The sequence below is a fragment of the Cupriavidus pauculus genome, from assembly GCF_002858765.1.
GTDB lineage: Bacteria > Pseudomonadota > Gammaproteobacteria > Burkholderiales > Burkholderiaceae > Cupriavidus > Cupriavidus pauculus_B.
Window position 1 is genome coordinate 149,975 of record NZ_PJRP01000014.1, and the last position, 26,413, is coordinate 176,387.

The following is a 26,413-nucleotide window of genomic DNA, read 5'->3' on the forward strand; positions in this document are numbered from 1 at the left end:
GTACGGTAACGGGCATGCACCGGGGGCAATTCGGGCACTACTGACGTGCATCGACCCGCCGGCGCCCGACAATTGACTAAACTATGGATGGTGTAGACAAAGGCCGGGCCGAGTGTTTTCTAGTGTCGCCGCCTCCTCCTCCGAGCAGGAAGTGTTCGTCGAGCCTCGTGCTGCACTATGTCCGGGCGTTTATGGAACACGACATTGACCCGCCCACAGCGCCAGGCAGCGAAGCCGATTCGTGGTTTGCGAAGCTTGGACCAGGGCTCATCACCGGCGCAGCGGACGACGATCCGAGCGGTATCGCTACCTATTCGCAGGCGGGTGCGCAATTCGGCTTCAACATGCTGTGGACCGTCCTGCTGACGTATCCGCTGATGGTCGCTATTCAGATCGTGAGCGCTAGAATCGGTCGGGTGAGTGGCCATGGTCTCGCGACAAATCTGCGGCGCTATTACCCCAGGTCACTGCTGTATGGCACTGTCGTTCTCCTGCTTATTGCGAACACGATCAACATCGCCGCCGACCTGACGGCCATGGGTGCGGCCGTGAATCTGCTTGTAGGTGGGCCTACCCATGCCTACACGGTCGGATTGGGCGCGCTTTCGCTGGCTCTGCAGGTGTTCGTGCCGTATCGCAGGTACGTCCGCGTGCTTAAATGGCTCACCCTGACACTGTTCGCCTACGTCGGAATCGTTTTCGCGGTCCAGATCCCGTGGGCGACGGTGGCACTGCGCATGGTATTTCCGCAGGGGTCATGGAGCGCGGGCTACATCACGACGGTGGTCGCCGTGTTCGGCACCACTATCAGCCCGTATCTGTTCTTCTGGCAGGCGTCGCAGGAAGTAGAGGAATTGCACGCAAGAGAGGGGCAGGAGGCGCTGACGAAGGTGCCGTCGCAAGGCCCGTCGAACTTGAGTCGCATCCGCATGGATACGTCGATCGGGATGGCGTTTTCCAATGTTATTGCGTTTTTCATCATTCTCACCACTGCGGTCACGCTACATTCCCATCACATCACCGATATACAGACTTCAACGCAGGCTGCCTCCGCGCTGAAGCCGATCGCGGGAGATTTTGCCTTCCTGCTCTTCAGCCTCGGCATCATCGGCACAGGCTTACTTGCGCTGCCCGTCTTGGCCGGGTCGGCTGCCTACGCCATGGCGGGCACATTCCGATGGAAGAACAGTCTCGCACTCGAACCGCAACTGGCGAAGCGGTTCTACGGAATCATCGTGCTTGCGACAGTCGTTGGGCTGGCGCTCGACTTCACCTCGATTGATCCGATCAAGGCGCTGTTCTGGAGCGCGGTCATCAACGGCGTGACATCGGTGCCGATCATGGTGCTGATGATGCTGATGGCCTCGAATGCCAAGATCATGAGCTCATTTGTCGCGCCTGTGCCACTGCGGATTCTTGGATGGATTTCGGCCTGGGTGATGGCTGCCGCAGTAGTCGCAATGTTTGTTTTCATCTGGAAATGACGTCCTCACACAGGCCAGGACCAGCCACGGCAATGGTGCAGGTGCACATACAGAGGTTCTGCGCCTGCTGCCTTACAGACGTGGCCATTGCGCTGTGGGAAGTTATGTACATACCGTATGCGTTACAGCGACCCTATGGTGCTCTCGCGTGGCATACACGCGAGGACGGCCGGCAGGCGGCGCAATGCAGAAAGTTCCGTTCATGACAGCCCGATGGATGCCATTGCACGTTTCGCAATCGGTATGCGAGGTACGCGTTGTGCGGATGCGCATTCCGGCGACGAGGTCCAGATGGCCAAGAAAGGAATAACGGCCGGGAACAGGTAGTCGTCCGATGGCGACGCGCCCATGTCTCGCCATGGAGCAAGGCTACACAGGGTGTCGATCGAGACCGATCATGTCAGTTCATATATCTGGCTTTGTCCTGGACGCCGATTCGGCATTCTCACGTGCGCGCTTGCCAAGGACTTTCCGGCTGGCGTTCTATGGAGTTTCTGACTCGACGCTTTGCGAGCAAATTGAACGTCGCAAGTTGGCCGTGGAGCGGTCGTCGCTAAGCGGCCAACCAATGGCGGTAAATGGCCGGAAACGAGCAACTAGCTTTCCACCAGCCCCCGTCTTCGGTGCCATTCGTCGGCGACGTCACCCATGGTCTTGCCTGAGCCCGCGCGAATCCATGCCATGAAGGACCGATCGAACGCGAAGTCTGGGCCGCAATGCGAAATCATGAATCGCCGTACGTTCTGTGTATTGCGGTAGGCCTCGTCTACCAGCGTACTCCGCATGATTTGGCCGCCGTGCCAATCGAAGGGCATTGAGTCTCCGTCAAAATCTACGGGCTGAGTGAGGATGATGTGCTTTAAGGGAAGCGCTGCAAGCAGCGTTCTGTCTGAGACGGCGATTGTAGCAATGCCCGATGATCAGGCGACTTCCGAGGTTTCTGCCGTTAGGCGTTGCAAGCGCGAACGGCCGGATCCGGCAATCAAATGGTCATCGACTATCGTGTTGCTCTTCCAGCGCCGAACTAACGATCACCGACAGACCTATCGCCTGCTTTACCGTCCATCAGTTTTCTGAGCTTGAGTGACGTTATGCGCTGCTCTTACGGGCGAAGGTACTTTACTGATCTGGGTGATCACGAGACCCACAATCATGACCGACACTCCTACAACGCGGCCGGCAGTGATGTGATTGACTGAGAGTCCCAGGAGTCCGAAATGATCAAGCATCAGGGCAACCACCGAGCCAACAATGAGCCGTACGAACGCAAGTACGTCCACCTTCCGCCGCCGGACGTTTGAGTTCTCCATCCTCGCACCCGCGGAGAAGGGTAGTGAGACCGGCCGTTGCTCTGGTTGCTTTGCGTTTAGGGGTTGTGGCCTTCGACGTTGCCGTCTTGCTTGCCGCGAGAGAGAAAATGCCCGGCGGGCGGGGACCAATGCCGGGCCAAAAAGGCTTCAATCGACTTCACCCGTTTGCGTCAAGACAGGCGCGAATCAGTCTGTGTCGCGAGGGCACGAGGAAGAGTAAGTCACAAGTGCTCCGACATGGATACCTAAAATGAGGTAAAACAAGGGCCCTTGACTTAAGTCAAGGGCGTCCGGATCGTTGGGAGAACCGATTCCATCGCGGAAAAACTGGTAGATTTCGCATTGTCCGGTATCGCACGCCGGCTATCGGATCGAAAAGGTTCCGGGGCAAAGGGGGCGCAAGGAAGAGGGTAGGGAGAAAGCCGATAAAATTTTCGGTATCGTGCGTTAAGTCATTTTTATATAGTTAAGGTACGTGCCATTTTTTTGGCGGCGGAAATTTCGCCTTTCGGCCAAGTGATACGGGAATATTATGGTAATTTAATAATGCAAAGTTCGTCGCGTCAATTTCTCTGTCAAAAGAAACGGACCGGGAAGTTGAGTTGTCAAAAAATATTACAACAACGTGCCAGCGGCCATTGATATGTGAAATGAAGATGCGCTTGACTTTTTTTTCTACACACATAGCGGGTAAGAATGGTGTCTGGCGCTTTGACAGTGCACTTGGGTAGTGGAGGCAGCGACAGCGGCGCCACTCATGGGTCAACAGCGGCTAGGGGGCGCTTGCGTCATGCTCCTCATCGCGTGAAAATCGTCGATTGACGCGGCTGCTCGTCCCGATAGCGGAAAGCGGTGATTCGATTTTCCACGCAGATAATAGTGGTTCGAACTCGTCCACTGGCTTCTCCATGGAGGCGTGATTCCGCAAGAATTCTTCCGGTGGACCGCTTAAAGCAAGGATCGATAATGTATACCCGAATTTATGGAAATTCCTAAGAATTTTTGCTTCCGAGAGTTCTTTGCGAGCTCTTCCGAAGTCATGATTGGATAGCCAGCCCCTTTCGACGATTTCCCTGCGTGTGAAGCACTCCCCACCACGAAGCAAAGCGTACAAAATTTCGGCACACTCTTGATCGGATCTGGTTGATCTCAAAGCGGCTCTCCATCAGAAATAAACAAAGACGTAATATGTGGACCGGCGGACGTCGGGATATCTACGATTTTTCACGGAATTCCTAACGGAGAGCTTGGTGCTCGCTGAGGCGTCATGAATCGCGGAAACGTTGCCCACGCAATCTTAGAAAAACCCGTCGATGACTAGCGATCGCTCGTCGGCGCGCAAAGTGCGGACCTGACCCGTCGCACTACACAAGGAGCTGTAGGATGCGTCGGTGCTTGGTTTCCGACGGGTCGCGGGCGGCGTATATGTGATCCCCAACTTGTCGGCGCATCGCACTAGTTCTGCAAGGGAACCTACCTCCAGCTTGTTCATGATGTGGGAGCGATGGACCTTGACGGTTTTCTCGACGATGCCGAGAAAGTTGGCGATTTCCTTATTTCGGAGGCCTGTGGTGACCATTGCCATTACCTCGCGTTCGCGATTTGTCAGCCGTAGCATCTTTGCATCAAGCTCTGCCCTGATATCCCGTTCGATACCGCGTTGTTCCGCCAGTTCTAGCGCGTGACTCACCGCCATGACAAGTCGGTCCTCTGGCACCGGCTTTTCGAAAAGGTCGATGGCGCCAGCTAGCATCGTCTCAACGGTCTGTTTTACGTCTGCGTAGCCTGTGAGCATGATGAAGGGCACATGCGATGGCAGTAGCTTCAACAGTTCGTGACCACTAATACCTGGCAACATCAGGTCGGCTACCACGCAAGTCGGACCACAGAGGGCGTCGAGCGCGGGCAGACACTCCTCGGCCGAACAGACGGTCCTCGATGCGAAGCCTTTGGCTTGCAATAAACGACTTAAAGCTTTGCGTATGCTTTCATCGTCGTCCACAACAACCACGGTTCCGGCCATCGCGCTCACCCTCTTCGGTCTACTCCTCTCCACACTACCCAACGCTGCGTACGGCCACAATCGCTGCGCGACGGGCTCGAAAAGTTTCATCAGGACTAGTGAAATAATTTTTGATGATTGGTCGCTGGCAGAGACTTCCTGCCTCGTTCATGGGTACCACGTCCCCAATTTGAGACCGAATCCGGCAACGGCCGCCGTCCGACCCAGTCCGGCCCTAAACACGGGGCCAACCAGATATCCGTTTGCAATGCTCAAACCGACTTCCGCACCTAACCGGCATCCTGGGGCGCAGACGCCTCGGGCACATACACATGAACTCGGTTTCGCCCCGCTGCCTTGGCACTGTACAGGGCGGCGTCCGCCCGTTCCTGCACTGCTGCGAGGTCGGATTCGCCCTCGTGGTACGCCGCGATGCCAATACTCACGGTCTGCGAGATTGCCTCTCCAGACTCAAGAATGATCGGCGTATCCTGGATGGAGGCGCGGATGCGCTCGGCGATCACCTGTGCCTGTCCCAGCGCCGTATCGAACAAGATCGCGATGAACTCTTCTCCCCCAATTCGCACGCCAAGGTCAGTGTTACGCAATGCGCCTTCGAATTGCCGCGCCACCACCTGTAAAACGCGATCGCCGGCGGCATGGCCGTAGGTATCGTTGACCCGCTTGAATAGATCAAGATCGAGCGCGAGTATCGACAACGCGCTGCCTTGCTTGCGGGCGTGCATAACTGCCTTCTGGGCGGCGTTCTCGAAACAGCGGCGGTTGGCGAGCCCGGTCAGCGCGTCGAAGTCGGCTTGGGTTCGCAACTCCTTGAGCATCTTTTGCTGACTGTTGACGTCGACCAGTGTGACAAGTGCCGCTTTTGATGTGACTGATTCGCCCCCAAACTCAAGCTGAGCACAATGCACCAGCATGTACCGCGTTCCGTCTCGCGTGAGCATGGGAATGGCTTCATCCATACGGGTCGTACATACCTGCGACCAGTCTGCGGCGTTCGCAAAGAGCCGGGAGAATGATTGCCCCGCTCCGGCCACAGCGCCGAAGTCAGCGAGTAGCGCCTCGTTGGTCAGGAGGATCTTTTCTGTGTCATGGTCTACTACGGCAACGGGCGTTGGCATGTTCTTGACGATGGTTGACACCATGCTCGCGAACCTCTCGACCCGAGCCTGCAGACGACGCTCGTGGAGGATCAGCAGAATGCCGCTCACCAACATGAGAAGCATGACAGCAGCTCCGGCTGCATTGATGTAAGTGCTCCGCCAGAAGCCTTCCCGGAAATCGCTGACCGAATGTCCGACCGCCATCGTCCAGTGGTCGGGGGTCAGCCGTGTCGCAATGCTTCGTGTGGACACCAAACGCTCGATACCATCGATCTGCGAGGAAGCATACCTCGTTGCGGTAGTTGGTCCGGCCCGCCCGCCATCTTCAGGCAGGACCTGTCCAACGGCTAGTGTCGGATGCACCGGATCACGCATCACCAGGCGGTGCTCGCTATCCAATAGCAGAACGGAGGTGCCGGGTGCCAGGTTCACGCCGTCCAGCACAAGGCGTTCGTAGGTCAGGACGATGACGACCACCGCATCGAGGTCGATCGCCCGGTTCTGATGCCCTTTAGCGACCACAACCGCGCCACGCTCGCCCCACGCGACCGGAAGTATGACGGCGTTTGACGGATTGGCTCGCACTCTTGCCAAAATCTGGTCAAGAGGCGGCACGTCGTTCAAGAAGCCCGGACGGGAACTGGCAAGCAGATGCCCACCCAGCGGGTCGAACACTCCGATCAGCGCGTGTCTCAATGGGTTGTCCAGAGCCTCGGTGAGATTGACAAGTGTGGCGTCCGTGAGTGTGCCTGTATCGAGCAGACGGTCCGTTCCGCTCGTCAACGCACTCACGTCGCGGAACTGATCCGCAATACGTCCGGCCATCAGGGAAGATTGCACATCCAGTAGCCGGCCGGCCAGGGTGTTGATTGCACGAAAGTCATAGTAAGACTGCCATACGTTCACCAGGATATCGATGGCCACCAGCAGGGCCAGAATAGGTAACGCCCGCCGAAGCCACGACTTCTTCAAGCGCCGATCCATCGACCAGGAAGTAGCTGAACTCTGTGAACGGCCCATGATTTCCGCTGATGAAGCGCCTACGGCTCTCTCAGAATTGACGACGTTGCGCGAAGTCGTCATGCGCAGCGCACGTGCTGCATGGAGCACACGCAGGTGCTTGATCCTAATCAACCAACCGGCGCCCGATCAATCTTATATCGACAAAGGGGTGCCTCCAAAAATCAGCGCTGCGTCGGCGACCGGTATCGGGTGTGCAAGCGACACTCGATTGTCGCGCCATTGGTCGACGCAAACGGCGCTTCATGGCCGGGAAGAGCCGGATTGCCCCGACGGCGGGACAATCCGGCGACGACGGGCTGTAGCCGACCCTTCTCCGCTATTTCCGCTGTCAGATCTAACGACCGTAGTCGCACATAGTGCAGCCATTCAGCATCGGATGACGTCTCTGGCGTCGGAGAAATCGCCTCACTTTATTGCACGCCGTGTCGCAAAGTGTGCATCATTTATCGCTGAGGGGCGTCAACCCGGTTGCCCTAATAATCTTGCCATTTGGCGGCGCCGCCAGATACTGGATGAACGCCCTGGCCGCGGCGCGATGCGGGCTGCCTTTCACGATAGCGGCCGCGTACGGTGTGATGCGCTGAAGTTCGTCCGGCAGTTCGGCCACGATGTCGATACCATGTACCGGCTGCAGTTCACTATGTTGTTGGCATCCGAATGCAGCTTCGCCTTTTGCCAGTATCTCTCCGACGGGCGTTGCCGGGATCTGCTTGCCTTTCTTTTTCACTTCCGTCTCGATGCCTAGGCGAGCCAGTAGCTCGCCTTGAATGTACTCACCGCTTGCACTATCGGACCATGCAATGGAGGGCGCGTCGAGAAAAGCCTGACGCACGGATGCAACGGTGTGCAGGTCGGGTTGAGGCTTGCCGGCGGGCACAGCACAGGCAATCTTCGAATTGGCCAGAACGACTTTGCTACCGGGTTCTAGCCTGCCGCTATCCATGAGCTGATCTAGCGCGCCACCAACCATGATGACAACGTCGATCGGTTCCTGACGTGCCAAACGGGCCGGGATCGCGTTGTCAGTCTTGCCCATGGACGGACCAAAGGTGAGGGTAACGGGAGCAGAAGGGTTTTCTTTGTTGTAGAAACTCGTAAGCTGCTTGGACGCCTCAGCGAACCCTCCAGACGTGACGGCAAGAAGGTCGCCTGCGTGTCCGAGGGTGGGCAGGAGCAGTGCGAGTGCGGTGATCGTGGTGCCGGCGATGCGGGCGGCGATACGGGGATGGTTCGGAAGGGATGTGAGGATTCGTTTCATCTCAGCTCTATGGCGTGGTTCTAGGCGGATCTATACTCGCCCAGTGCCCGTCAGTCTTCTTTCATATTGGCCGCGCGCGCGATCGGGCCGAGGCGAGCCTTTTCGCCTGACAGGAACTTGGTAAAGTCAGCCCGCGTCCCACCTACCGGCTGGATACCTTGCGGGATCAATCTGGCGCGCAGCTCCGGTGACTTGATAGCGGTGTCGATGGCCTTATTCATCTTCTCTAGGATCGCGTCAGGGGTACCGCGCGGGGCGAAGACGCCGGACCAGTGACCGATAAATATGCCGGGATAGCCAAGTTCCGTGGCGGTGGGCACATCCGGCATCGCGGCAATGCGCGTATTCCAGGTGGAGGCGATCGCTCGCAGCTTGCCGCCCTTAATCTGTGGCAGCACCACGACGCCGGCCTCAGAAGTCGCGTCTACCTGTTTCCCGACAACGGCGACCATGCCTTCCGAACCGCTCTTGTAGGGAATGATCTCAAGCTTTGCGCCGGTCGCCAGCTTCAGCATCTCCGCGACGAAGTGTGGCGTGCTGCCAGTACCCGCGGTGGCGAAATTCAGGCTCTTTCCGCCTTTGCCGCTGGCAACCAGGCTCTTGAGGTCCTTGATTGGGGAGTCGGCGGGCACCACGATGACAGATGGGCTGACGGCCAGCATGGCGACGGGGACCAGGTCCTCCTCCTTGTAAGGCAGGTGGGCCTTGATCATCCCGTTGGTGAGCACGCCGGCCGCCGGAGCGAGAAACGTATAGCCGTCCGGAGCGGACTTGGCCACATAGTCGGCACCCAATACCGAGCCGGCGCCAGGCTTGTTCTCGACGATGATGGGTTGACCAAGCTGCTTCGATGCGGCCTCGGCGACGGCGCGGGCAACCAGATCGTTGGCGCCGCCGGGACCAAAGGGTACGACGAACTTCACCGGCTTTGCGGGCCAGGCTTCAGCCATGGCGTTCAGGGTGCACGCACTCAGAGTAAGGGCGAGCGCGAGATGGCGAACGATGAGTTTCAAGGTAATTGTCTCCGGAGCCTGTCTATTTGTGCGCCTTACGGTACGTCGCTACGTCCCAATCAGGCATTGCAAGCTTATTCCGGGGCGACTAATCTGTGAATTGCAATATTCTGATGATCCGATGCATGCTACACATTAATTTCGCATTGGAAGACCTGCAGGCATTCGTCGCGACTGCCAAAAAGGGAAGCTTCCGTATAGCCGCTGAGGCACTTCACATTTCACAACCAGCACTTAGCCGGCGGATCGAAAAGTTGGAAAAGACGCTCGGCGCCCGCTTGCTGGACCGGACGACGCGCCGTGTGGAAACGACGAATGTTGGCCGGCAGTTCCTTGAGGAGGTGCGAGCCGCATTGGATATCCTCGATAACGCGGTATTTCGGCTCGGCGACGAGACTACGCTTCGCCGTGGCCTGGTGACAGTGGCTGCCATACCGTCTGCCGCGCTGCATTTACTGCCCCATGCGATCAACGCTTTTGCCAAAAGACATCCGGGCGTGCGCGTCCGTGTTATTGACGAAAGCGCAAACGCCGTACTGACAAGCGTCATGTCGGGAGAATCGGATTTCGGGCTCAACTTCATGGGCGCCCTCGAACCTAGCATCGAGTTCCATGCGATCCGCGCCGAGCCCTATCGATTGGTGTTGCGGCAGGACCATGAGTGGGCCGGGCGGGACTGCGTGGCTTGGGAGGAGTTGGCGGGGCAACGGATGGTCAGCGTGTCGAAGCAAAGCGGTAATCGCGCCTTGATCGAATCTGCCATCGCCCACCTCGAGCGACGACCTACCATTCATTACGAAGCCAACCACGTCGTTGGGGTGTTAGCACTGGTTGACGCTGGTCTTGGCATGGCCGTGCTCCCAGGCATGGCGGTGCCGCGCGATCATTCCCGGCTTTGCGCAATCCCTTTGATCGAACCTAACGTGGACCGCGTCCTTGGGCTGATAAGCCGCCGAGACAGGCCATTACGGCCTGCCGCGGAGGCGTTATATGAAACAATCACATTGGAAGTGACGGGTATTTGATTGTCCAGTTGGTACGACTATTCCACCCGGAGATCAATAGCTCATTGATCTGGGGCCCCGATGGATGTCAGATGGGCTTTCTTTCGGTACCAACGGTCTGTGGGTGACGTTCTGTGAACGACCGAAAATAGACGGTCATACTTGCAAATCGGACGGCCAATCGCAGGCCGAAAGCCACGACCCGAGTTTCGGGAAGAGTCGCGGTCAAAGGATTCCCCATTCGAGGCTACCGCTCAAGAGTAAGCGGTTTTGCGGCCGCTCGCGGTATCTTCCCAGACGGCTGGGGGCGCGATCTTCTAGGGCTGAAGAGATCGCTTCTGAGACGAATTTCGCTCGTGCTGGTGGATAGAAGCCGACCCACTTTCGGCCGACGCGCGAACGGCTTGGCCCTCGGCACCGCACAGAATCCGCCTCGTCACGCCCAGCCTTGTCCGGCGGGGTCGGCGCGACTTCGGGTGCTTCTTGTGACACTTGAAATTGCGCTGGCTTTTACTATTTTATTTTTTGCTCAGGCAGTCGCGACGTCGCGCTGCGTGTTTCTGTTTGTTTGCCGGCAGCCAGGCAGGTGAATGGGAGCGCGTGATGCCCCTCACTCCTCGCTGCGCTCTACAGGAGGATACGACCATGACTGACGCATTCTTCGGAACCGACCTCTTCAGTGACTTCGATCGTCTGCAAAGGCAGATGACGAGCCTGTTCGGCGGGTTTCCTTCCAGCATCCGCGCCGGGCGCTCCGGCGCATTTCCTGCCATAAACATCGGGGCAACTGACGACTCTATCGAGATTGTGGCTTTTGCCCCTGGACTCAAGCAGGAAGCCATCGAAGTCACCATCGACCGTGGGCTCTTGACGATCAGCGGCGAACGACAACCGCTCTGCCAGGACGACATGCCGGAGTCACGGCATTACGCCCAAGAACGCTTTGTTGGCTCGTTCAGAAGGGTGATTGAACTGCCAGAGGGCGCAGATCCTGACAAGGTTCTGGCCCGATATGCCAATGGTTGTCTTTCAGTAAGCGTGGGTAAGCGCGAGGCGTCCAAGCCACGTGCGATCACCGTTCAGTAACGTCAAGGAGACTGCCATGAACAATAACACCCAACTCGCGCACCGTAACGATGGTGCAGTGGCCCAACGCTCTGAGGAGAAGGGCGCCCCACAAGTCACCCTGATCCCGGCAGTAGACATTATCGAAGACGCCAATGGCGTGACCCTGTGGGCTGACCTTCCTGGCGTGAGCCGCGAGAATCTCCAGCTCAGTTTCAACGACGGTGCGTTGCACATCGAAGGGCAAGCGGTCGTGCCGACGCCCTCGGGTCTTCGCGTGCAGCACGCGGAAATTCGCCAGCCTCACTTTGCGAGGTCTTTCTCGCTGAGCCCGGATTTGGATGCGGGGCAGATCGGGGCGCAGTTGCAAGACGGTGTGCTGAAACTCACTATTCCCCGGCGTGACGAAGCGAGACCGCGGCGCATTGCGATCAACTTGGCTTAGGCGCTTGGCGTCTGCCCGAGGGAGTTGACCCTCGGCGTGGGCCGGCGCCCCCTGGCAGACTGAGCGTATCTCGTGTTTCAACCGAGAATGACAGGAGTACGAGATGAAAACCGAAGTCGGAAAGTGGAATCCTTTCAAGTTTCTTCGCAAATCCTCCGGCGACGAGGCGAGCGTCAACGAAGCCACGGGTACAACGACGCCTCGCCATCGTGTGCCGGAGTGGCCGGATATGTCCCGGTTCTTCTCGGGTGAACCCTGGCGAGCGATGGGTGGGTTGTTACATGAACCCTTTGCCAGCTTTACGGGCTTGGATCGATGGTTTGGCGACTATAGTTCAGCCCGATTCCAGCCGCGCATCGACGTCGTCGACGATGGAAGCGTGTTGAGGGTCACGGCGGAACTCCCAGGAATGGAACGTGGCGAGGTGCAGACTACCATCGAGGATGGCGCTCTGGTACTCCGAGGCGAGAAAAGGCAAGACACCGAAACCGAGGAAAACGGATGCTACCGTCTGGAGCGGGCATACGGCGCCTTTATGCGGAGCGTTCCTTTGCCGGATGGACTGGATCTTGACCATGTCGACGCGCGATTTTCGAACGGCGTACTGACGATGCGCTTCCCGAAGATAGACCGGCCATCGTCGTCAGTTCGAAAGATCGACATCCAATAATCGCGTTCCGCGGCATACGAAGCGAAAGCGCCGTCCGGTCCAATTATCAGGGCGTTCCGATTAGTAAGACACGCGGCACGGCTCTAGGCCAAGGCGGGTCTCAGCGATCGCCTTGGCCGAGACTCTTCACAGCCTTGCGCTTCGTAGTGTTTGGTTGGAGAGCGCATTCCACGCGCATAGATGAGTAGCAGATTGACTTATTGAGGTTGTCATGGAATTCGATACCGACTGGATTACATTAGGTCCTCATCGGATACGCCTACGCTGCGTCCGTGGGTTTCCCACCGAGAAGATGCGCAGTATTGCAGAGCTTACTCGCATCGCAATCGAACACAATATGAGCGCCGCAGCGCGGTTGCTGGAAATTGTTGCGGATCGCTCCAATGCGTATTCGATAAGCATCGGCACGATCTTTCCGAAGGATAAGGATATGGTGACTGACCTCGAGTTGGCGCTCGCCACAATGTTCGGTCTGAAGGCGGATCAGATCAATATGGAGGTCACAGTCGTCAGCCAGGCTGAAGTCGACCTGCACTTCGGCGTGTACGAACGTATGCTTGCGGAGAGAATCGGGATCGTCCCTCTAATACAGTGATTCAGAGCACTTGGCCTGCTCATGGGGCAGGCCTCATCATCGGTGTGGGAGCATGGTTGGCGTCGCCTGAATAGAATGCTGCGTGGATGCACCCAATGGTGTGCGAAAGAAAATAGCCTGGCCAAGCATCATCCTTAGCTGAGAGACGTACTATTCTCGATTCAACGGCCGCGTTTACTAGCCAGAAGCTGTGCAACTGTTTCTATGATTGCCGACGGCAAACAAGGCTTCTCGAAGACTGCAACAAACAAATGCGGATGCCGACGACCGATATCGGCTTGAGCTGCTGTCAAGAGAATTACAGGGATATGAGCGGTAGCGTCGTCGGCGCGAAGCTTCTGGGCGACTTCCAACCCCGTCATCACGGGCATCATGAAGTCGGTGATGACCACATCAGGATGAACCTCGGCTACCAGACGTAGGCCCGCTTCGCCGTCCGCGCCCGTTCGAACTGACAACCCTTCCGCCGATAGCATGAACGCCAGCGCATCGGCATTCATTGTCTCGTCGTCGATCACAACAACTGTGGCCATGATTCAGGACTCGCCAGACGTTTGAGCGCCGGTTGATGGTACAACGGGATCCCGCTCGGACGTGCCGGGCAGAATCAATCGGTTCGCCACCTGCAAGCCGCCATCGCCGATAACGACGTCATGAAACGTCGTGTCAAACGCGCTATCGCGCATCTTTACCACACCAATGAACCGACGCAGTTCGCCACTCACACCTGCTTGCCGCAAGAGCACCAGGTTGTCCATAAGGCTAGCAAACTCTGGCAGGGGATCAGTGCCGGCCAATCCGTCCAGGTCGCGCATTTCGAGGCTGGCAATAGTCGATACGCATTGGCCTCTCAGTTCGTTTGCGAGGGCTGTGTAGAACTCTATCAGGCGCGGGGGATATACTGCGGCGCGCTGAAATCCGGTCATGCCGTCGATGAAAAGCCGGTGGATATGGCGTTCGCGTACCGCCTCAAGAAGCTGGTGTCCGAGGGAATCCAGCAAATTCTCTGTCATCGGATTCCAGAGAATCACCAGCGCGCCCGAGCGCTCCAATCCCTCGATATCGATTCCAAGAGCTCGCCCTTTGACGCGCAGACGCTGAGGCGACTCGTAGAAGCCAAAAAAGAGGGCAGGGCTCTCCGGCGTGGCGAGACTTAAGAAGTTCAACCCGAAGGTCGTCTTGCCGCTGCCAGCCGGCCCCAGCAGCAGGGTGACAGATGCAGGGGTAAGTCCGCCGCCTATGAGGGGAGCCAAACCATGAACTCCGACATCAACACGCTCCTGTTCCAACCATTCCTCCGCCGACGGCGTGCCAAGGAGCGCCTCCAGTCGTGGAAAGACGTCAATTCCCCGAGAAGATATCCGGTATTGATGCAGGCCTCCGAGCGCGGGACTGCCGCGGGACTTTGAAATTCGAAGCTGCCGGACGGTCCGTATGCCAGCCAGCTCCTCCTTGAGCTGAATGACGCCGTCTACCATGGTGTGTTCGGGGCTGACGTCGTCTATGCAGGCGCTGGTAAGGAAGAGCAAGGTGCAGCCGGTAAATGTCGCGTGGCTTTGTAGCTCTGCAACGAACGTTTTCACGTCTAGCGCAGACTCCGCCTTGTCCTTGGCGATCAGCAGACCGTCCAGAACGAGTGTTGTACAACGATGGCGCGCTAGTTCGCTACGCAAGGCGGTGACGAGTGCGCACAGCCCCTCGTCCTGGAGTACTTTGAACAGGCTGATGTAAAAGATGTCTCGTCCGACTGCTGCCGCGTCGTAAAAATCGAATGTGTCCAACGCCTGAAACAGACGATCGTGAGATTCGGCAAGAAGCGTTACATATAGGATCCTTCCGCCTCCCTTGGCCTGATGAAACGCAATCTGGTTGGCCAGAATTGTCTTGCCCGCGCCGGGGCTACCTTGAACGATATAGGAAGCTCCTTCTACCAGACCGCCGCAGAGGACGGTGTCGAGGCCTGCCACGCCGCTTAGCACGCGAACTAGCTGCTTTGTCATAGGTGTCTTTCACACAATAGAGCGGTGAACTGTATGAGTATAGAAAAACAGATCTTTTCCGTCCGCCTGCCAAGTGATGTAGGCGAGTGAGAGTGCTTCACGACGAGTGGTGTCCGCAGGCATCAAGCGCGCGAGTCTTGACAGGATCTATGTAGTGTGCGCGGAAAACGTTTGCATGGCCACCTTGCGGGCGTGCGTTGATTTGCACTGCTCCTGACCCACCCAAGGCAGGTTTTTGCGTCGAATGTTGACCCACGTGTAGAACACTTTCTCGCTTGGGAACGAGCGGGAGTTCGGAGTGATCGACGGGTGGCCATACTGAGCATCATTCGACGCGGGGATTTCGCGACTAGATCCCGTTACGCTTTGCCAAGGGCGAGGCGTTTCAGTTCGACTGGAGCGATGACTGGGCGGTCATCGCCGGCGAGCACACCAAGTTTCAGGTGGCGCAGTTCGAACTCAGCCATAGCCGAGCCTTCTTCCTGCGCGCCTATCTGGGCAGACCCACGAGATGCTGTTCGATGTCCCTCACCACGCCTTCGTGGTGGGGGGCATCACGCACCGCGGCATCTATGAAAGAACGGGACATCGCCAGCTCACGAGGCAATTGCCGATTCCCGCGAGTTCGTTTTGAAGTATGGTGATGGAGACGCACTGGTGCTTGGTGCATCGGGTACCTGCTACCGTAGAATTCAGACGATCGCGCGGGATTTTTTCGTGATCTCTGTCGAGAACTGTGGCTCAGCATTCCTTCCGAATTATTGGCTGGTACGCGGCGACCGCCTGACGCGACAGCTTGCCTTGGTTGATCACCTGTCGCCGTATATGTTTTTTGCGGCCGAGTTGCGGAAGGAGCTATCCAGTCTCTCGCGAGTGCGCCTTGTTTTCGCAGAGCAGCATCAACGCCCGTACTAGCCATCTCAATTGCGGATGCGAGTATCCACGCGTGGATTTCATTTTGGCAACCAGATCAGGAATGCTCCGGCGCGAGATGCCGGATACACGCTCTCCCGCTTGGTGCTTCGGGATCTTTATGACGCGGGCTTCGACGGCAGTCAGATAGCACGGACACCTTGCGGTGTGTTCTCGCAGGACAACCTCGGGGAAGCGAAAGTCGCTGAATTCGAGATATGCAGCAAACGTCAGGAGATCGCGTCGGCCATTAGGTATTTGAAGGCTAGCCCTTCTGTGAGGCTGGACAGGGAGGGGGCCTCCAATCGCATTGCGCCTGCAAACTGCGACGTGCGCGTGGATTCGAACAATCCATATGCCATGGGAATTGAAGGAAGTAGCCAGGAGTAATTCGTCCGCTTGCAGACCAAACCGGCCATCAAAATTCGAAAGGCCAATGACTCAAACTGGCCGACTCCGGAAGTCGAACGGAACTGGTCCCACATCGGCAAAGTCACTGAGCACGATTCGCGCGCCAAAGGGTGGGGGTAACGGCGTGGTTCAGAAGCAACAGCGAGCTGGCTGAATGCATCGGTTTCAAGCCACGTAAGCTCAACTTTCCCTCCGCAAAATGCGAAAATCCCGTGCCGGGGGGCAGTCGCCTACGCCGTTGCGGCTTTTCGCCGACGCCGCTGAGGTTCGCACGGGCGCCCGCACATTAAAACAATGAAAGCGCGGACATAGCCAGCAAGCAGACGGCTGCCGCGCGCAAAAAGGGTCGCCGGCTCGGCCGGTTAAAAATCCGCATGACAAGACATTCGAGTCTCTCCGCCGGTGAGCAGCCGTGCCTGCGCGCCATTGCCGGCGCCGTCGCCCTCTTCACGATGTCCGTTGCCGCGTCGCCGGCACAAGCCTCTGGCGGCAACGGCGGTGCCGGGGGCTACACCGCCTTCCTACCAGGTGGGTGGGGCGGCTACCTCGCTGGGCAGGCTGGGCAGAGCGGTCTTACGGTGTTCGATGGTGACGGGACTGGTGGCGGCGGTGGCGCTCGCAACGGGGCCGGTGGCTCGGGTGGCATCAGTTCGTCTCAGATAACGCCGCTGGGGCTGGCCGGCACAGCGGGTACCGCGCCAGGCCAGTTCGGCGGCAATGGTGGCGACGGGCAATTCGATTATGCCTCGTTCACAGGGGGCGGTGGTGGCGGCGGCGGAGGTGGGGCAGATGGCATGGTGAGGGCTGCCGTGCCGACCACCATCTCCACCGCAGTGTTCGGCGGCAACGGCGGCCGGGGCGGCAATGGTGGAAGCGATACCACCGACCCGCAAGCGGGCTACCAGGGCGGCGGCGGCGGTGGCGGCGAAGGCGGATACGGTCTGATCCACGCGGGTAGCGCCGATATCCTTGTGAAGGCGGGCGGCGCGGTGTACGGCGGCTCGGGTGGCAGCGGCGGGAATGGCGGCGCGTCAAAACCGATGTCCGGCTTCTCTGGCGCCGGCAACGGCGGCGACGGCGGTGTCGGCATATTGGTGAGCAATGCGGCCACCGTACATATCGAAGCAAATGCCGTGGTGGCGGGCGGCAACGGCGGGGCCGGGGGCAACGGCGGCGACGGCGTCTACGATCTCTACGGCAGCCTGGGAGGAAAGGGCGGCGTGGGGGGCAGCGGCATGGAACTGACCAGCGGGTCCACGCTGCTAAACGAGGGCATGATCATGGGTGGCGCGGGAGGCGCCGGTGGCTCGGGCGGCATGAACATGGATGGTTCGCGGGCCGCTAACGGCGCCGCAGGCGCCGGCGGCGTGGGCGTGCTCGGCAGCAACCTGACCATCGTCAACAAGGGGACCATCGTAGCAGGCGGCCCCGGCTTGGCGGCTGTCCAGTTCACGGGCGGCACGAACCGCTTCGAGTTCTGGACCAACAGCGTCGTGGGGAGAATCGAAGCCTACGGCACGGATGACACGTTTGTGCTGGCTGGCGACACCGGCGCTGCCACATTGACCGGCGGCATTGGCAACGCCGGCCTTTATCGTGGCTTCGAGCATTTCCAGAAAATCGGTGCCTCGGTCTGGACCCTCGCCGGTACCAACACCGATATCACAAGCTGGCAAATCCTGGGCGGTACGCTGGCGATTGCCTCAGACGCCAACCTGGGCGCGCCAGCCGGCACGCTTGGGCTGAACGGCGGCACGCTGCGCACAACCGCGGCCATGACCACCGCGCGCGCAACGACGCTCGGCGCAGGCGGTGGCACCTTCGAGGTGACAAATGGCACGCTGGCACACTACGGTGTCATCGACGGGCCTGGCAGCCTGACCAAGACGGGGAACGCTACGCTCGACCTGAACGCGGTGAACACCTATTCTGGCGGCACACTGGTTAACGCTGGCACGCTAAGCGCCAACGTCAATGGGGCCCTGGGTACTGGCGGGGTCAGTGTCGATGGCGGCACGCTTCGGCTGAATGGCAACTTCGATCTCGGTGCCCGGCAAGTGGTCAATCGGTCCGGCTACATCCAGCTATTTAGCGCAGGCAGCCTTGGCAATGCGCAGGTGACGAACCTCGGCGGGTTCACATACCTGCTCGGCAGCAGCACGGCGGCCAATGCGACGATCATCAACAACGGCGGCGTGATGTCGTTTCAGGAGGGCAGCACCGGCGGTAACAGCCAGGTGACGACCCGCAGTGGCAGCTACACCGAGTTCTGGGGCTGGAGTACCGCTGGCAACGCCTCGCTGGTGACGGAGGCTGGGGGCTGGGTCGATTTCTCGGGCACGTCCGGTCCGGGGTTCGACCATCGGATTACCGCCGGTGCCATCGCCGGGACGGGGCGCTTCCAGCTTGGCCAGAACGTCCTGACCGTAGGGGGCAACAACACGTCCACCACCGTAAGCGGCACGATCGAGGATGGCGGGGCCGGTGGCGGCAGCGGCGCGGGGCTGATCAAGATCGGCGCTGGCACGCTGACGCTGAGCGGCGCGAATACCTACACCGGAGCGACGACGGTGAACGCGGGCACGCTGGCCGTGAACGGCAGTGTGGCAGGGGCGGTCACGGTGAACAACGGCGCCACGCTGAGCGGCGCTGGCAGCGTCGGCAGTACCGTTATTGCATCAGGCGGCACGCTAGCACCGGGCAATTCCATCGGCACACTGACGGTCAACGGCAACTTGACGCTGGCGTCGGGTTCGACCTATCGAGTGGAAGCCGACCCGGCATCGTCGGCCAGCGACCGCGTTGCGGTGAGCGGTACAGCCACACTCGGCGGTGCGGTTGTCCATGTCGGCCCCGACGGCAACTTCGCGTCCACGCGCCGCTACAGCATCCTGACCGCCGGCACGGTGCAGGGCCGCTTTGCATCGGTCAGCTCGAACTACGCGTTCCTCGACCCGACGCTGACCTATGGCGCCAACGAAGTCACCCTGGCACTCACGCGCAAGGTGGTGACGGACCCCGTGCCGCCCGTCTCGCCGCTCGTTCCGGGCGCGGGTGGTGGCGCTGGCGGGGGCACCCCGCGTGCGATGCGCTTTGCCGATGCCGCAGTCACCGGCAACCAGCGTGCCGTGGCTAACGCACTGGAGACCCTGCCGGACAGCAACCCCGTGCACGAAGCCGTGGTGACGTTGCCCGAGGGCGCGCCGCCGGCCGTCTTCGACAGCCTTTCCGGGGAGGCCCACGCCAGCGTGTCCACGGGTCTGATTACCCTGGCGGGTGGGGCGCGGGCGCTGCCGCTGGCGCATTTGAATGACAGCCTGTCCGCCGGCATGCTGCCCGGCGCGCCCATCGCCCAGCTTGGTGGCCTCCTGCCGGCTGCCGCACTGCCCATTTCCGCCGCCCAGCCGCTGTGGGTGGAAGTGCTTGGCAACTGGCAGAACTTTCATGGAAGCGTAGATGCAGCGCGCTTGCGCCAGCAGACTGGCGGCTTCTATCTGGGTGGCGACGGTGCGGTGGGGCAAGGCTGGCGCATCGGCGGCGCGTTCGGCTACGCCAACAGTACGCTGCGAGTGAGCGAACGGTCGTCGCGCGCCATCACCGATTCATTCAGCGCCACGCTCTACGGCGGCCGCGCATTCGCGCTTGGCGGCGGCAAGCTCAAATGGCTGTTCGGTACCGCCTATAGCTGGCACGACGCCGACACGGATCGGCAGGCCAGCCTCGGCGGCAGTACGGTGCAGTCCCTGACCGCCAGCTATCACGCCAGCACCGCGCAAGTCTTCTTGGAAGCCGGCTTCGCCATGCCTCTATCGGCAACCATCCAGGTCGAACCGTACGGGGGCGTGGCGTGGAGCGACACACGCACGCGCAGCTTCGCGGAGACGGGCGGCTCGGCGGCCCTGCACAGCCCAGGCGATAGCAACACGTTGACCACCACAACGCTCGGCCTGCGTACCAGCGCGCGCGTCCAGTTTGGCGGCACTGACGCGGCGTTCTACGTCGGAGCCGGCTGGCGCCATGCGTTCGGCGACGTACGCCCGGCTACCACGCTGGCTTTCGATGGCAGCCAGCCGTTCACGGTGACGGGTGCGCCGATTGCCCAGAACGCGGCGCTGGCCGAACTGCGCGCCGACTTCGCCATCTCGGCCATGGCCACGCTTGGCTTGCGCTATACCGGCCAGTTCGGTGGCGGCAACCAGGACCATACCGGCACGGTGGGATTGCGCTGGAGGTTCTAGGGTTGAGGGCGAGCGAGGAGGGCGGTTCGGTCGCTCCGAAGGCGGCCTCTGCATGGCACCATCCGCAGGGTCATGCTAGGAGTTCGTGGCCGGTAGCAGCCCCCACCTTGCGATATCAATAAGGTGCAATTGCCGATCGTAAGGTGTGCTGCAGCGGGTCGACTTCTACGGATGGTTGTCCTTCATGCGACACGTTTGGGTCGTCTGTAACGCGGCCTTGCCTCTGCAGAAACACTCCTTACGGATTGTCACGAGTTAGCAGTCAACTGAGCGTGAAGCTGCCCCGTTTTTTGGCTAAGCGCGGCACATCGCAGCGCCTAAACCTCTCAGAAGGATTGTTGATCATGAAGAAGCTGTTCGCTGCCGTTGCCGCTTTCGCCATCACTGGTGCCGCTGTTGCTCAGGGCGTTGCCCCGGCCGCTCCCACGGCGCCGGCCTCTCCGGCTGCTACGGCGCCGGCTGCGAAAGCACCTGCTGCTACCGCGACCCACAAGCACGCAACCAAGCACGCCAAGGCAACAAAGGTGAGCGCCGAGAAGCCTGCTGCGCCGGCCAAGGCCGAGAAGGCTACGGTCAAGGCAGAAAACGCCGCGCCCGCAGCCGCCGTCAAGAAGCAGTAATAGCAAGCCAGTAGGTCTGCGGGTTGACGCCACGGGTGCGCGCAAAGAAAGCAGTCGACGATGTCGGCTGTTTTCTTTGGAGCAGACCGTAGGCGCTTTAGGAGGCGAGTGCCGCCGACCATAGCCTGCGGTAGACGCACTCAACCCAGAAAGGCGCGCCGTGGAGCTTGGTGGCTTGGTGTTGAATCGGACGTCTGAACGGCCGAGCAAATTAGCGATCGAACGACGCCTCTTCGTCGGTCTCAGCCCCCGGCCAACCCGCGGCAGGCGCTTGCCGGAGCTAGGGGCCATTTCCGACCCTCAGCGGCCAACCGCGTTCGTGCGGTCGCAAGGGCTGCTGCCTGGGGTACAGTCGCATCTTGCCGCCCGCGGGCCTGGTGTGCATTCACTGTGGTGGCCCAAAATCCGTCGATCGCCTGAGGGGCCAGCGCAGCCCTCATGCTCATTGAACGCTTCGGGGCTATGTTGACAAAGCCGTGGAGCGGCCCCAATGCCGGTCGGATCGTTGCACCATCATGGATAGCCCCACAGTCCTGCGCTCATCACTTGTCTGATCCGCTCCCACTGCCATCGTGCCCGAGAGAGCGCGGCAGATTCCACTTGTAACGCAGCGAGAGGTAACGCAGCGCGAAGCACGCCATCAAGGCGGCCCAGGTCCGCCCACTGGACACCCATCCCAGGCGCTCGCCGGACACCTCGATGACGGCACCCACCAGAGCCGCCGACGCATAGACCTCGCGCCGAAGGATTACCGGCACCCGATTGAGTAGCACGTCACGCGCCACGCCACCACCCACGGCGGTAACTACGCCGAGAAGCACCGCCACCTCGGCATTGTGGCCAAAAATCAAGGCCTTCTGCGCGCCGGTCACTGCAAACAATCCCAGCCCCAGAGAATCGAAGAAGGTCACCGGGTGTGCAAGGCGCACGACCAGCGTGCGCGCAGTGAGCGTCACCCATGACGCTGCCATTGCGACGGCGAGATAGCGCCAATCGGTTAGTCCGGCGGGCGGCACGGCGCCGATGCACAGGTCGCGCAGCACGCCCCCGCCGCAAGCGACCGCAAAAGCAATGACGATGACACCGAACCAGTCGAGTCCGCGGTCTCTGGCCGCGACCGCGCCGCTGAAGGCAAAGGCAAATGTGCCGGCCAGATCTAGAAACGTGAACAGACTGTGGTCATTCAGGCCGGCAAGGGCCAATTCGTGGACGTTCATACACTGGGACACAACCACGCGCTGGCGGCCGTCAGCATAGCCGCCAAGCCGGTCTCGAGCGTCGGATGAATCTGCGGCGCGAACTTCGGTGAGTGGTTGCTAGGGATTTTGTTGACAGCCTTCTCCTGTTCGGCCTTCGCGTACACCTCCGGGTTGGTACCACCGACGAACCAGAATACATAGGGCACGCCCCAAGCGCGACCGAAGATGCTGAAGTCTTCGCTGGCCGATGCCGGACCGGGTGCCTGCAACGCGTTTTCGCCAAACTGGCGGTCGAAGGCCTGCGCCACCTTTTCCGTAGCGGCCAGATCGTTCTCGGTCAACGGGTAGCTATTGATCGTGGTGAACTCGGGCGGACGCTCAGCACCGGAGGCATCGCACTCTGCGCAACAGATGCGGCGTATCGAATTTAGCATGTATTCGCGTGTGTCCTCGCTGAAGGTGCGCATGTTCAGCTTGATGGTGGCGTCGTCGGGGATGATATTCTCCTTGGTACCGGCCTGCAGCGAGCCGATAGTGAGCACCGCCGGTTCGGTCGGCGCGATTTCCCTCGAGACAATGGTCTGCAGGCGCAACGTGGTCGCTGCTGCCATGATGACCGGATCGATCGAGGTTTGCGGTTGAGAGCCGTGCGAACCGCGCCCGAACAGCTTGATCTTCAGGCTATCTCCGGCAGACAGCGTAATGCCGGGACGGTAGCTAACGGTGCCGGCAGCGCCGACCATCACGTGCTGCCCGAGGATGATGTCGGGCTTCGGAAAGCGGCCTTCGCCCCATTCGCCCACCATAGAGGATGCGCCCTCGGCCGTTTCCTCACCGGGCTGGAACACGATCATTAGTGTGCCTCTCCAGGCGGTGCGATTTGCAGACAGGATACGCGCGGCTCCGATCATCCAGGTTACGTGCATGTCATGGCCGCATGAATGCGCGACGCCGACCTCTACGCCTTCATCGTCGCGCGCGGTCACAGTGCTGGCATACGGCAGCCCGGTGTCCTCTGCCATTGGTAGCGCATCCATGTCGGCGCGTAGCATCACGGTCGGGCCTGTGCCATTCTTCATCACGCAGACCACGCCAGTCACGCCGACGTTGCGCGTCACCTCGTAGCCCAGACCTTCCATGGCATCGGCGACGATCTTCGCGGTGCGAACTTCGTGCATCGACAACTCCGGGTGCTGGTGGATGTCCTTGTAGAGCGCCTCGAGTTCGGCCACCAGGGCGGGATCGGCGCGGTCGAGGACTTCAGTGAGGGGATTCATGATGGCTCCAGAAGTTTCGAAGTGAAGTTGAGCAGGAGATTCAGGCTGCACCTTCATCCCCTTAGGCACCGTAAGCACGATCGAGGTTGGCCATCGCCACCGTCAGGACGTCGAAGCCCCGCGCAACGATGGCGGTTTCGCGCACGACCAGATTGTGCTGGCCGGCGGCGAAAGTGATCACGCCGTCGAGCCCGTTTACGCGTTCGCAGTTAGCTCCAAACGCGGTGAAAAATGGCCCAAAAAAACTCTAGCAAATTTCACCACCCGCTGACTGCGCGATTCACCCCATTCGCAAATGCGTCGAAAGGAGCGCATGCTTACCCTATGCGAAAGCCCTCCCGCCAACGGTATGTGCTTGGTCGCCCATCACTCCGCGTGGTGCTTTCGGTCGGCTGATGACGGGACGGCGTGTGTCGACGATCGAAGGACCGCTTCTAAAGTGGAATTGCCGTGTGAATGTCTCGACAGCGCATGGGACGAGAGTCTGCTGATGGCCGATTCTGTTGAAAAACCCGACTTCAGCATCGGCCAGAAGAGGTATGCGCGTGCGGAGAGACTCGCGTTGAGCCGTCGCACTCGAACTTCGAGGGTCTTTCGACCCGGCGCATCGCTTCTAGGTCGCCATCGCATCCCGATCTTCACCGAGTGGCATCAACCGCTTTGCCATTCGTCGCAGGTTTTGCGCCGTTGCCGCTAGTAAGAATTCATCCTGGGCTCCAGTCAGTCCCCGCAGCCGCAAGCGATCAAGCTTCAGGATTCGTTTCAGGTGAGCAAATAGCATCTCCACCTTCTTTCGATCCCGGCGCGACTGCTTGTACTCGGCTGTTCCCACAAGCTTTCGCGCTACGTCACGCGCATTCTCATGGACACTGCGCGCGATCTTGCGGAATGGCATGTTCGGGCAGCATTGATTCTTCATCGGGCATCCGCCGCAGTCATGCTGACTGGCTCGATAGATGACCGTGTCGGCCTTCGTGACGTGAGTGCGGGGGTTCACAAATGCACGCCAATCGCTGCGCAGCGCGTTCCCACCGGGGCAGCGGTACTCATTGGCTTGCTCGTCCCAACTGAAGTCGTCCCTCGGAAACGTACCGTCGTCGCGGCGGCTCTTGTCCCAGACCGGAACATGCGGCGAGATTGCCTTCTCTTCGACCATCCAACCAAGCATCGGCGCGGTCCCGTAGGCCATATCACCCGCAAGGCGATCAGGCTTGAGTGCAAAGCGTTCTTCGACACGATCGATCATTGTCTTCGCTGACTCGACCTCTGCGGTTCGATGCGCAGGCGTGGCCTCGACGTCGAGGATGATTCCTGCGTGCAGGTCTATCAGGTAGTTGGTCGAATATGCGAAGAAGGCTGGACCACCTGGTGCGGCGGTCCACCGCGACGCTGGATCAGTCAGCGAGATACTCTTCGGCGCTGTCGCGGGCTCAGCGGCTGGCGCGGTGTCATCCTTGGTTTGATTGACCTCGTCGAGCGCAGCAAGATATTCGCGCACCGCGCGGCTGGGACCTTCGCCCTTGCTCCAATCTACGGTCTCCGTGCCCGCAACGCCTTTGGAGCGATTGGCATCAGCCTTGATGATGCTTGCATCGACTGCAAAGCCCTCGCCTTGAACCAGGCCTTCGGTCATACAGCGACGGAGGACCGTTTCGAAAACGTATCGCAGCGCACCGCTATCTCGGAATCGGCCATGGCGATTCTTGGAGAACGTTGAATGATCGGGAATGGGGTCTTCCAGGCCAAGCCGGCAGAACCAGCGGTAAGCCAGGTTCAAATGAATTTCTTCGCAGAGGCGGCGCTCGGACCGAATGCCAAAGCAGTAGCCCACAATAAGCATGCGTACCATCAGCTCGGGATCGATCGACGGACGTCCGGTGTGGCTGTAATAGGGCGCCAGATGCTGGCGCAGATCGCCAAGATCAAAGAATCGATCAATGCCTCGTAAGAGGTGATTCGAGGGTACGTGGTCGTCAAGGTTGAATGAGTAGAAGAGCCGGTCCTGCATCCCACCTTGTTGACCCATCATGGCTGACGTCCTCATCGATCGATGATCTTAAGAATAGTTGCCGACTCCCGGCGACGCCGAGTTTTTCAACAGAATCGGCCGAGAGCTGCCTGTGAGAGGCTCGGTGCCGTCAGCTTGCCGGGGTGGAGTAGGGGATGCCGGCAGGCTTCCCCATTTTGATATTCCCGGCCTTATCGCAATGATCCCGTGACGAAGTCACTGCGGCGACGCCTAGGTTGGTGCAGATGACTTCGGCCCTGCGTCCGGATCGCTGCGCAGCGGCAGCGCGTTCTCATTTTGAATATTTCATTTCAAAAGCGGCGAGCATTTACCCTATGCCTCATCTTCGTCTGCAGAAGCAGCATTGCTCATTGACAGGCTGCTACAAAGGCGAAGGTTGATCTCGCGCAGCGCAGGGACTCGATCTCCGGCGCGCGACGGGAGATATCCGCCAAACTTTTGGCGTGCTGCCTCAAGCAGTTCTAACGCGAGGAGGCCGACGTGTGCACATCGACAGAGATCCGATTTGACTTGCGCGTGGTCGTCGAAGTCGAAAACCTCATTCCGGATGACGCGGACGGGATCTCCCTCCGTGGCGAACGTGTAAACACCATTGAGCAGATTCGCATGCGCCATCTGTGAATTGATGGCGGACTTCAGGCGTTTGAGTTCCGCGGATCTCGGCGCATCCTCGCGGTCAGTTGGTGGCCGACTATGTCAGCCATTACGACGCGTATTTCCAACGACTGCGCGAGGTT

At 59.7% G+C, this 26,413-nt stretch carries 19 protein-coding genes and 1 pseudogene; 9 read left to right on the forward strand and 11 right to left on the reverse strand.

What is annotated here, in order from left to right; all coding sequences use genetic code 11:
- Positions 1-191 precede the first annotated feature (191 nt).
- On the forward strand, positions 192-1,484 hold the full coding sequence (locus CYJ10_RS24645) for an NRAMP family divalent metal transporter (protein ID WP_101684109.1): 1,293 nt from the start codon (positions 192-194) through the stop codon (positions 1,482-1,484).
- A 596-nt stretch (positions 1,485-2,080) separates the two neighbouring features.
- On the opposite strand, the gene CYJ10_RS34445 is transcribed toward CYJ10_RS24645, so the two are convergent.
- From CYJ10_RS34445 to CYJ10_RS24670, 6 genes are all read right to left on the reverse strand, one after another.
- Positions 2,081-2,299, reverse strand: coding sequence for a DUF6434 domain-containing protein (locus tag CYJ10_RS34445; RefSeq protein ID WP_101684060.1), 219 nt, complete (start codon positions 2,297-2,299; stop codon positions 2,081-2,083).
- Between the two features lie 240 nt (positions 2,300-2,539).
- Positions 2,540-2,794 (reverse strand): DMT family transporter, encoded by a 255-nt coding sequence (locus CYJ10_RS35275; protein WP_146002114.1) that lies wholly within the window; start codon positions 2,792-2,794, stop codon positions 2,540-2,542.
- A gap of 1,297 nt (positions 2,795-4,091) precedes the next feature.
- Positions 4,092-4,817: a response regulator transcription factor gene (locus CYJ10_RS24655; RefSeq protein ID WP_219621516.1), complete on the reverse strand. Its 726-nt coding sequence runs from the start codon at positions 4,815-4,817 to the stop codon at positions 4,092-4,094.
- Between the two features lie 269 nt (positions 4,818-5,086).
- Positions 5,087-6,889 carry a sensor domain-containing diguanylate cyclase gene (locus tag CYJ10_RS24660; RefSeq protein WP_257993512.1) on the reverse strand — a complete coding sequence of 601 codons (1,803 nt, stop codon included), beginning with the start codon at positions 6,887-6,889 and terminating at the stop codon, positions 5,087-5,089.
- 490 nt (positions 6,890-7,379) lie between these two features.
- The gene (locus tag CYJ10_RS24665; RefSeq protein ID WP_101684063.1) at positions 7,380-8,198 is read right to left on the reverse strand and encodes a substrate-binding domain-containing protein; all 819 of its coding nucleotides are present in this window, start codon (positions 8,196-8,198) and stop codon (positions 7,380-7,382) included.
- Positions 8,199-8,248: 50 nt separating this feature from the next.
- Positions 8,249-9,211 (reverse strand): Bug family tripartite tricarboxylate transporter substrate binding protein, encoded by a 963-nt coding sequence (locus CYJ10_RS24670; protein WP_101684064.1) that lies wholly within the window; start codon positions 9,209-9,211, stop codon positions 8,249-8,251.
- Between the two features lie 125 nt (positions 9,212-9,336).
- Between CYJ10_RS24670 and CYJ10_RS24675 the strand changes: the two genes are divergently transcribed.
- The 5 genes from CYJ10_RS24675 to CYJ10_RS24695 all read left to right on the forward strand — a co-directional run bounded on the left by CYJ10_RS24675 (position 9,337) and on the right by CYJ10_RS24695 (position 12,990).
- A complete protein-coding gene (locus CYJ10_RS24675; RefSeq protein WP_101684110.1) occupies positions 9,337-10,236 on the forward strand; it encodes a LysR family transcriptional regulator in 900 nt (299 codons plus the stop codon).
- Between the two features lie 624 nt (positions 10,237-10,860).
- A complete protein-coding gene (locus CYJ10_RS24680; RefSeq protein WP_101684065.1) occupies positions 10,861-11,301 on the forward strand; it encodes an Hsp20/alpha crystallin family protein in 441 nt (146 codons plus the stop codon).
- Between the two features lie 16 nt (positions 11,302-11,317).
- Positions 11,318-11,725, forward strand: coding sequence for an Hsp20/alpha crystallin family protein (locus CYJ10_RS24685; protein ID WP_101684066.1), 408 nt, complete (start codon positions 11,318-11,320; stop codon positions 11,723-11,725).
- 103 nt (positions 11,726-11,828) lie between these two features.
- Entirely contained in the window at positions 11,829-12,395 is a 567-nt protein-coding gene (locus CYJ10_RS24690; protein ID WP_101684067.1) for an Hsp20/alpha crystallin family protein, read from the forward strand.
- A gap of 211 nt (positions 12,396-12,606) precedes the next feature.
- On the forward strand, positions 12,607-12,990 hold the full coding sequence (locus CYJ10_RS24695) for a hypothetical protein (RefSeq protein ID WP_101684068.1): 384 nt from the start codon (positions 12,607-12,609) through the stop codon (positions 12,988-12,990).
- A 161-nt stretch (positions 12,991-13,151) separates the two neighbouring features.
- On the opposite strand, the gene CYJ10_RS24700 is transcribed toward CYJ10_RS24695, so the two are convergent.
- Entirely contained in the window at positions 13,152-13,523 is a 372-nt protein-coding gene (locus tag CYJ10_RS24700; RefSeq protein ID WP_101684069.1) for a response regulator, read from the reverse strand.
- Positions 13,524-13,526: 3 nt separating this feature from the next.
- Positions 13,527-14,990 (reverse strand): ATPase domain-containing protein, encoded by a 1,464-nt coding sequence (locus tag CYJ10_RS24705; protein WP_101684070.1) that lies wholly within the window; start codon positions 14,988-14,990, stop codon positions 13,527-13,529.
- Positions 14,991-15,343: 353 nt separating this feature from the next.
- On the opposite strand from CYJ10_RS24705, the pseudogene CYJ10_RS24710 reads away from it, so the two are divergent.
- The 3 genes and pseudogenes from CYJ10_RS24710 to CYJ10_RS24725 form a co-directional block, all read left to right on the forward strand.
- A pseudogene (locus CYJ10_RS24710) lies at positions 15,344-15,567 on the forward strand (IS21 family transposase); the annotation flags it as partial.
- 1,120 nt (positions 15,568-16,687) lie between these two features.
- Positions 16,688-20,551 carry an autotransporter outer membrane beta-barrel domain-containing protein gene (locus tag CYJ10_RS24720; RefSeq protein WP_180863052.1) on the forward strand — a complete coding sequence of 1,288 codons (3,864 nt, stop codon included), beginning with the start codon at positions 16,688-16,690 and terminating at the stop codon, positions 20,549-20,551.
- 344 nt (positions 20,552-20,895) lie between these two features.
- Positions 20,896-21,171: a cell envelope biogenesis protein TolA gene (locus CYJ10_RS24725; RefSeq protein ID WP_146002115.1), complete on the forward strand. Its 276-nt coding sequence runs from the start codon at positions 20,896-20,898 to the stop codon at positions 21,169-21,171.
- Between the two features lie 542 nt (positions 21,172-21,713).
- Here the strand turns inward: CYJ10_RS24725 and CYJ10_RS24730 are convergent.
- From CYJ10_RS24730 to CYJ10_RS24740, 3 genes are all read right to left on the reverse strand, one after another.
- Complete coding sequence (locus CYJ10_RS24730; protein WP_101684111.1) at positions 21,714-22,358, reverse strand: trimeric intracellular cation channel family protein; 645 nt, start codon at positions 22,356-22,358, stop codon at positions 21,714-21,716.
- A 26-nt stretch (positions 22,359-22,384) separates the two neighbouring features.
- Entirely contained in the window at positions 22,385-23,647 is a 1,263-nt protein-coding gene (locus CYJ10_RS24735) for a M20 family metallopeptidase (protein WP_101684074.1), read from the reverse strand.
- 613 nt (positions 23,648-24,260) lie between these two features.
- Positions 24,261-25,676, reverse strand: coding sequence for an IS1182 family transposase (locus CYJ10_RS24740; protein WP_101684112.1), 1,416 nt, complete (start codon positions 25,674-25,676; stop codon positions 24,261-24,263).
- Positions 25,677-26,413 lie beyond the last annotated feature (737 nt).

Excerpts from the sequence above, each read along its gene's own strand:
- CYJ10_RS24645 (WP_101684109.1), top strand. The coding sequence starts at position 192 with ATGGAACACGACATTGACCCGCCCACAGCGCCAGGCAGCGAAGCCGAT.
- CYJ10_RS34445 (WP_101684060.1), bottom strand. The coding sequence starts at position 2,299 with ATGCCCTTCGATTGGCACGGCGGCCAAATCATGCGGAGTACGCTGGTA.
- CYJ10_RS35275 (WP_146002114.1), bottom strand. The coding sequence starts at position 2,794 with ATGGAGAACTCAAACGTCCGGCGGCGGAAGGTGGACGTACTTGCGTTC.
- CYJ10_RS24655 (WP_219621516.1), bottom strand. The coding sequence starts at position 4,817 with ATGGCCGGAACCGTGGTTGTTGTGGACGACGATGAAAGCATACGCAAA.
- CYJ10_RS24665 (WP_101684063.1), bottom strand. The coding sequence starts at position 8,198 with ATGAAACGAATCCTCACATCCCTTCCGAACCATCCCCGTATCGCCGCC.
- CYJ10_RS24675 (WP_101684110.1), top strand. The coding sequence starts at position 9,337 with ATGCTACACATTAATTTCGCATTGGAAGACCTGCAGGCATTCGTCGCG.
- CYJ10_RS24680 (WP_101684065.1), top strand. The coding sequence starts at position 10,861 with ATGACTGACGCATTCTTCGGAACCGACCTCTTCAGTGACTTCGATCGT.
- CYJ10_RS24685 (WP_101684066.1), top strand. The coding sequence starts at position 11,318 with ATGAACAATAACACCCAACTCGCGCACCGTAACGATGGTGCAGTGGCC.
- CYJ10_RS24690 (WP_101684067.1), top strand. The coding sequence starts at position 11,829 with ATGAAAACCGAAGTCGGAAAGTGGAATCCTTTCAAGTTTCTTCGCAAA.
- CYJ10_RS24695 (WP_101684068.1), top strand. The coding sequence starts at position 12,607 with ATGGAATTCGATACCGACTGGATTACATTAGGTCCTCATCGGATACGC.
- CYJ10_RS24700 (WP_101684069.1), bottom strand. The coding sequence starts at position 13,523 with ATGGCCACAGTTGTTGTGATCGACGACGAGACAATGAATGCCGATGCG.
- CYJ10_RS24705 (WP_101684070.1), bottom strand. The coding sequence starts at position 14,990 with ATGACAAAGCAGCTAGTTCGCGTGCTAAGCGGCGTGGCAGGCCTCGAC.
- CYJ10_RS24720 (WP_180863052.1), top strand. The coding sequence starts at position 16,688 with ATGACAAGACATTCGAGTCTCTCCGCCGGTGAGCAGCCGTGCCTGCGC.
- CYJ10_RS24725 (WP_146002115.1), top strand. The coding sequence starts at position 20,896 with ATGAAGAAGCTGTTCGCTGCCGTTGCCGCTTTCGCCATCACTGGTGCC.
- CYJ10_RS24735 (WP_101684074.1), bottom strand. The coding sequence starts at position 23,647 with ATGAATCCCCTCACTGAAGTCCTCGACCGCGCCGATCCCGCCCTGGTG.
- CYJ10_RS24740 (WP_101684112.1), bottom strand. The coding sequence starts at position 25,676 with ATGATGGGTCAACAAGGTGGGATGCAGGACCGGCTCTTCTACTCATTC.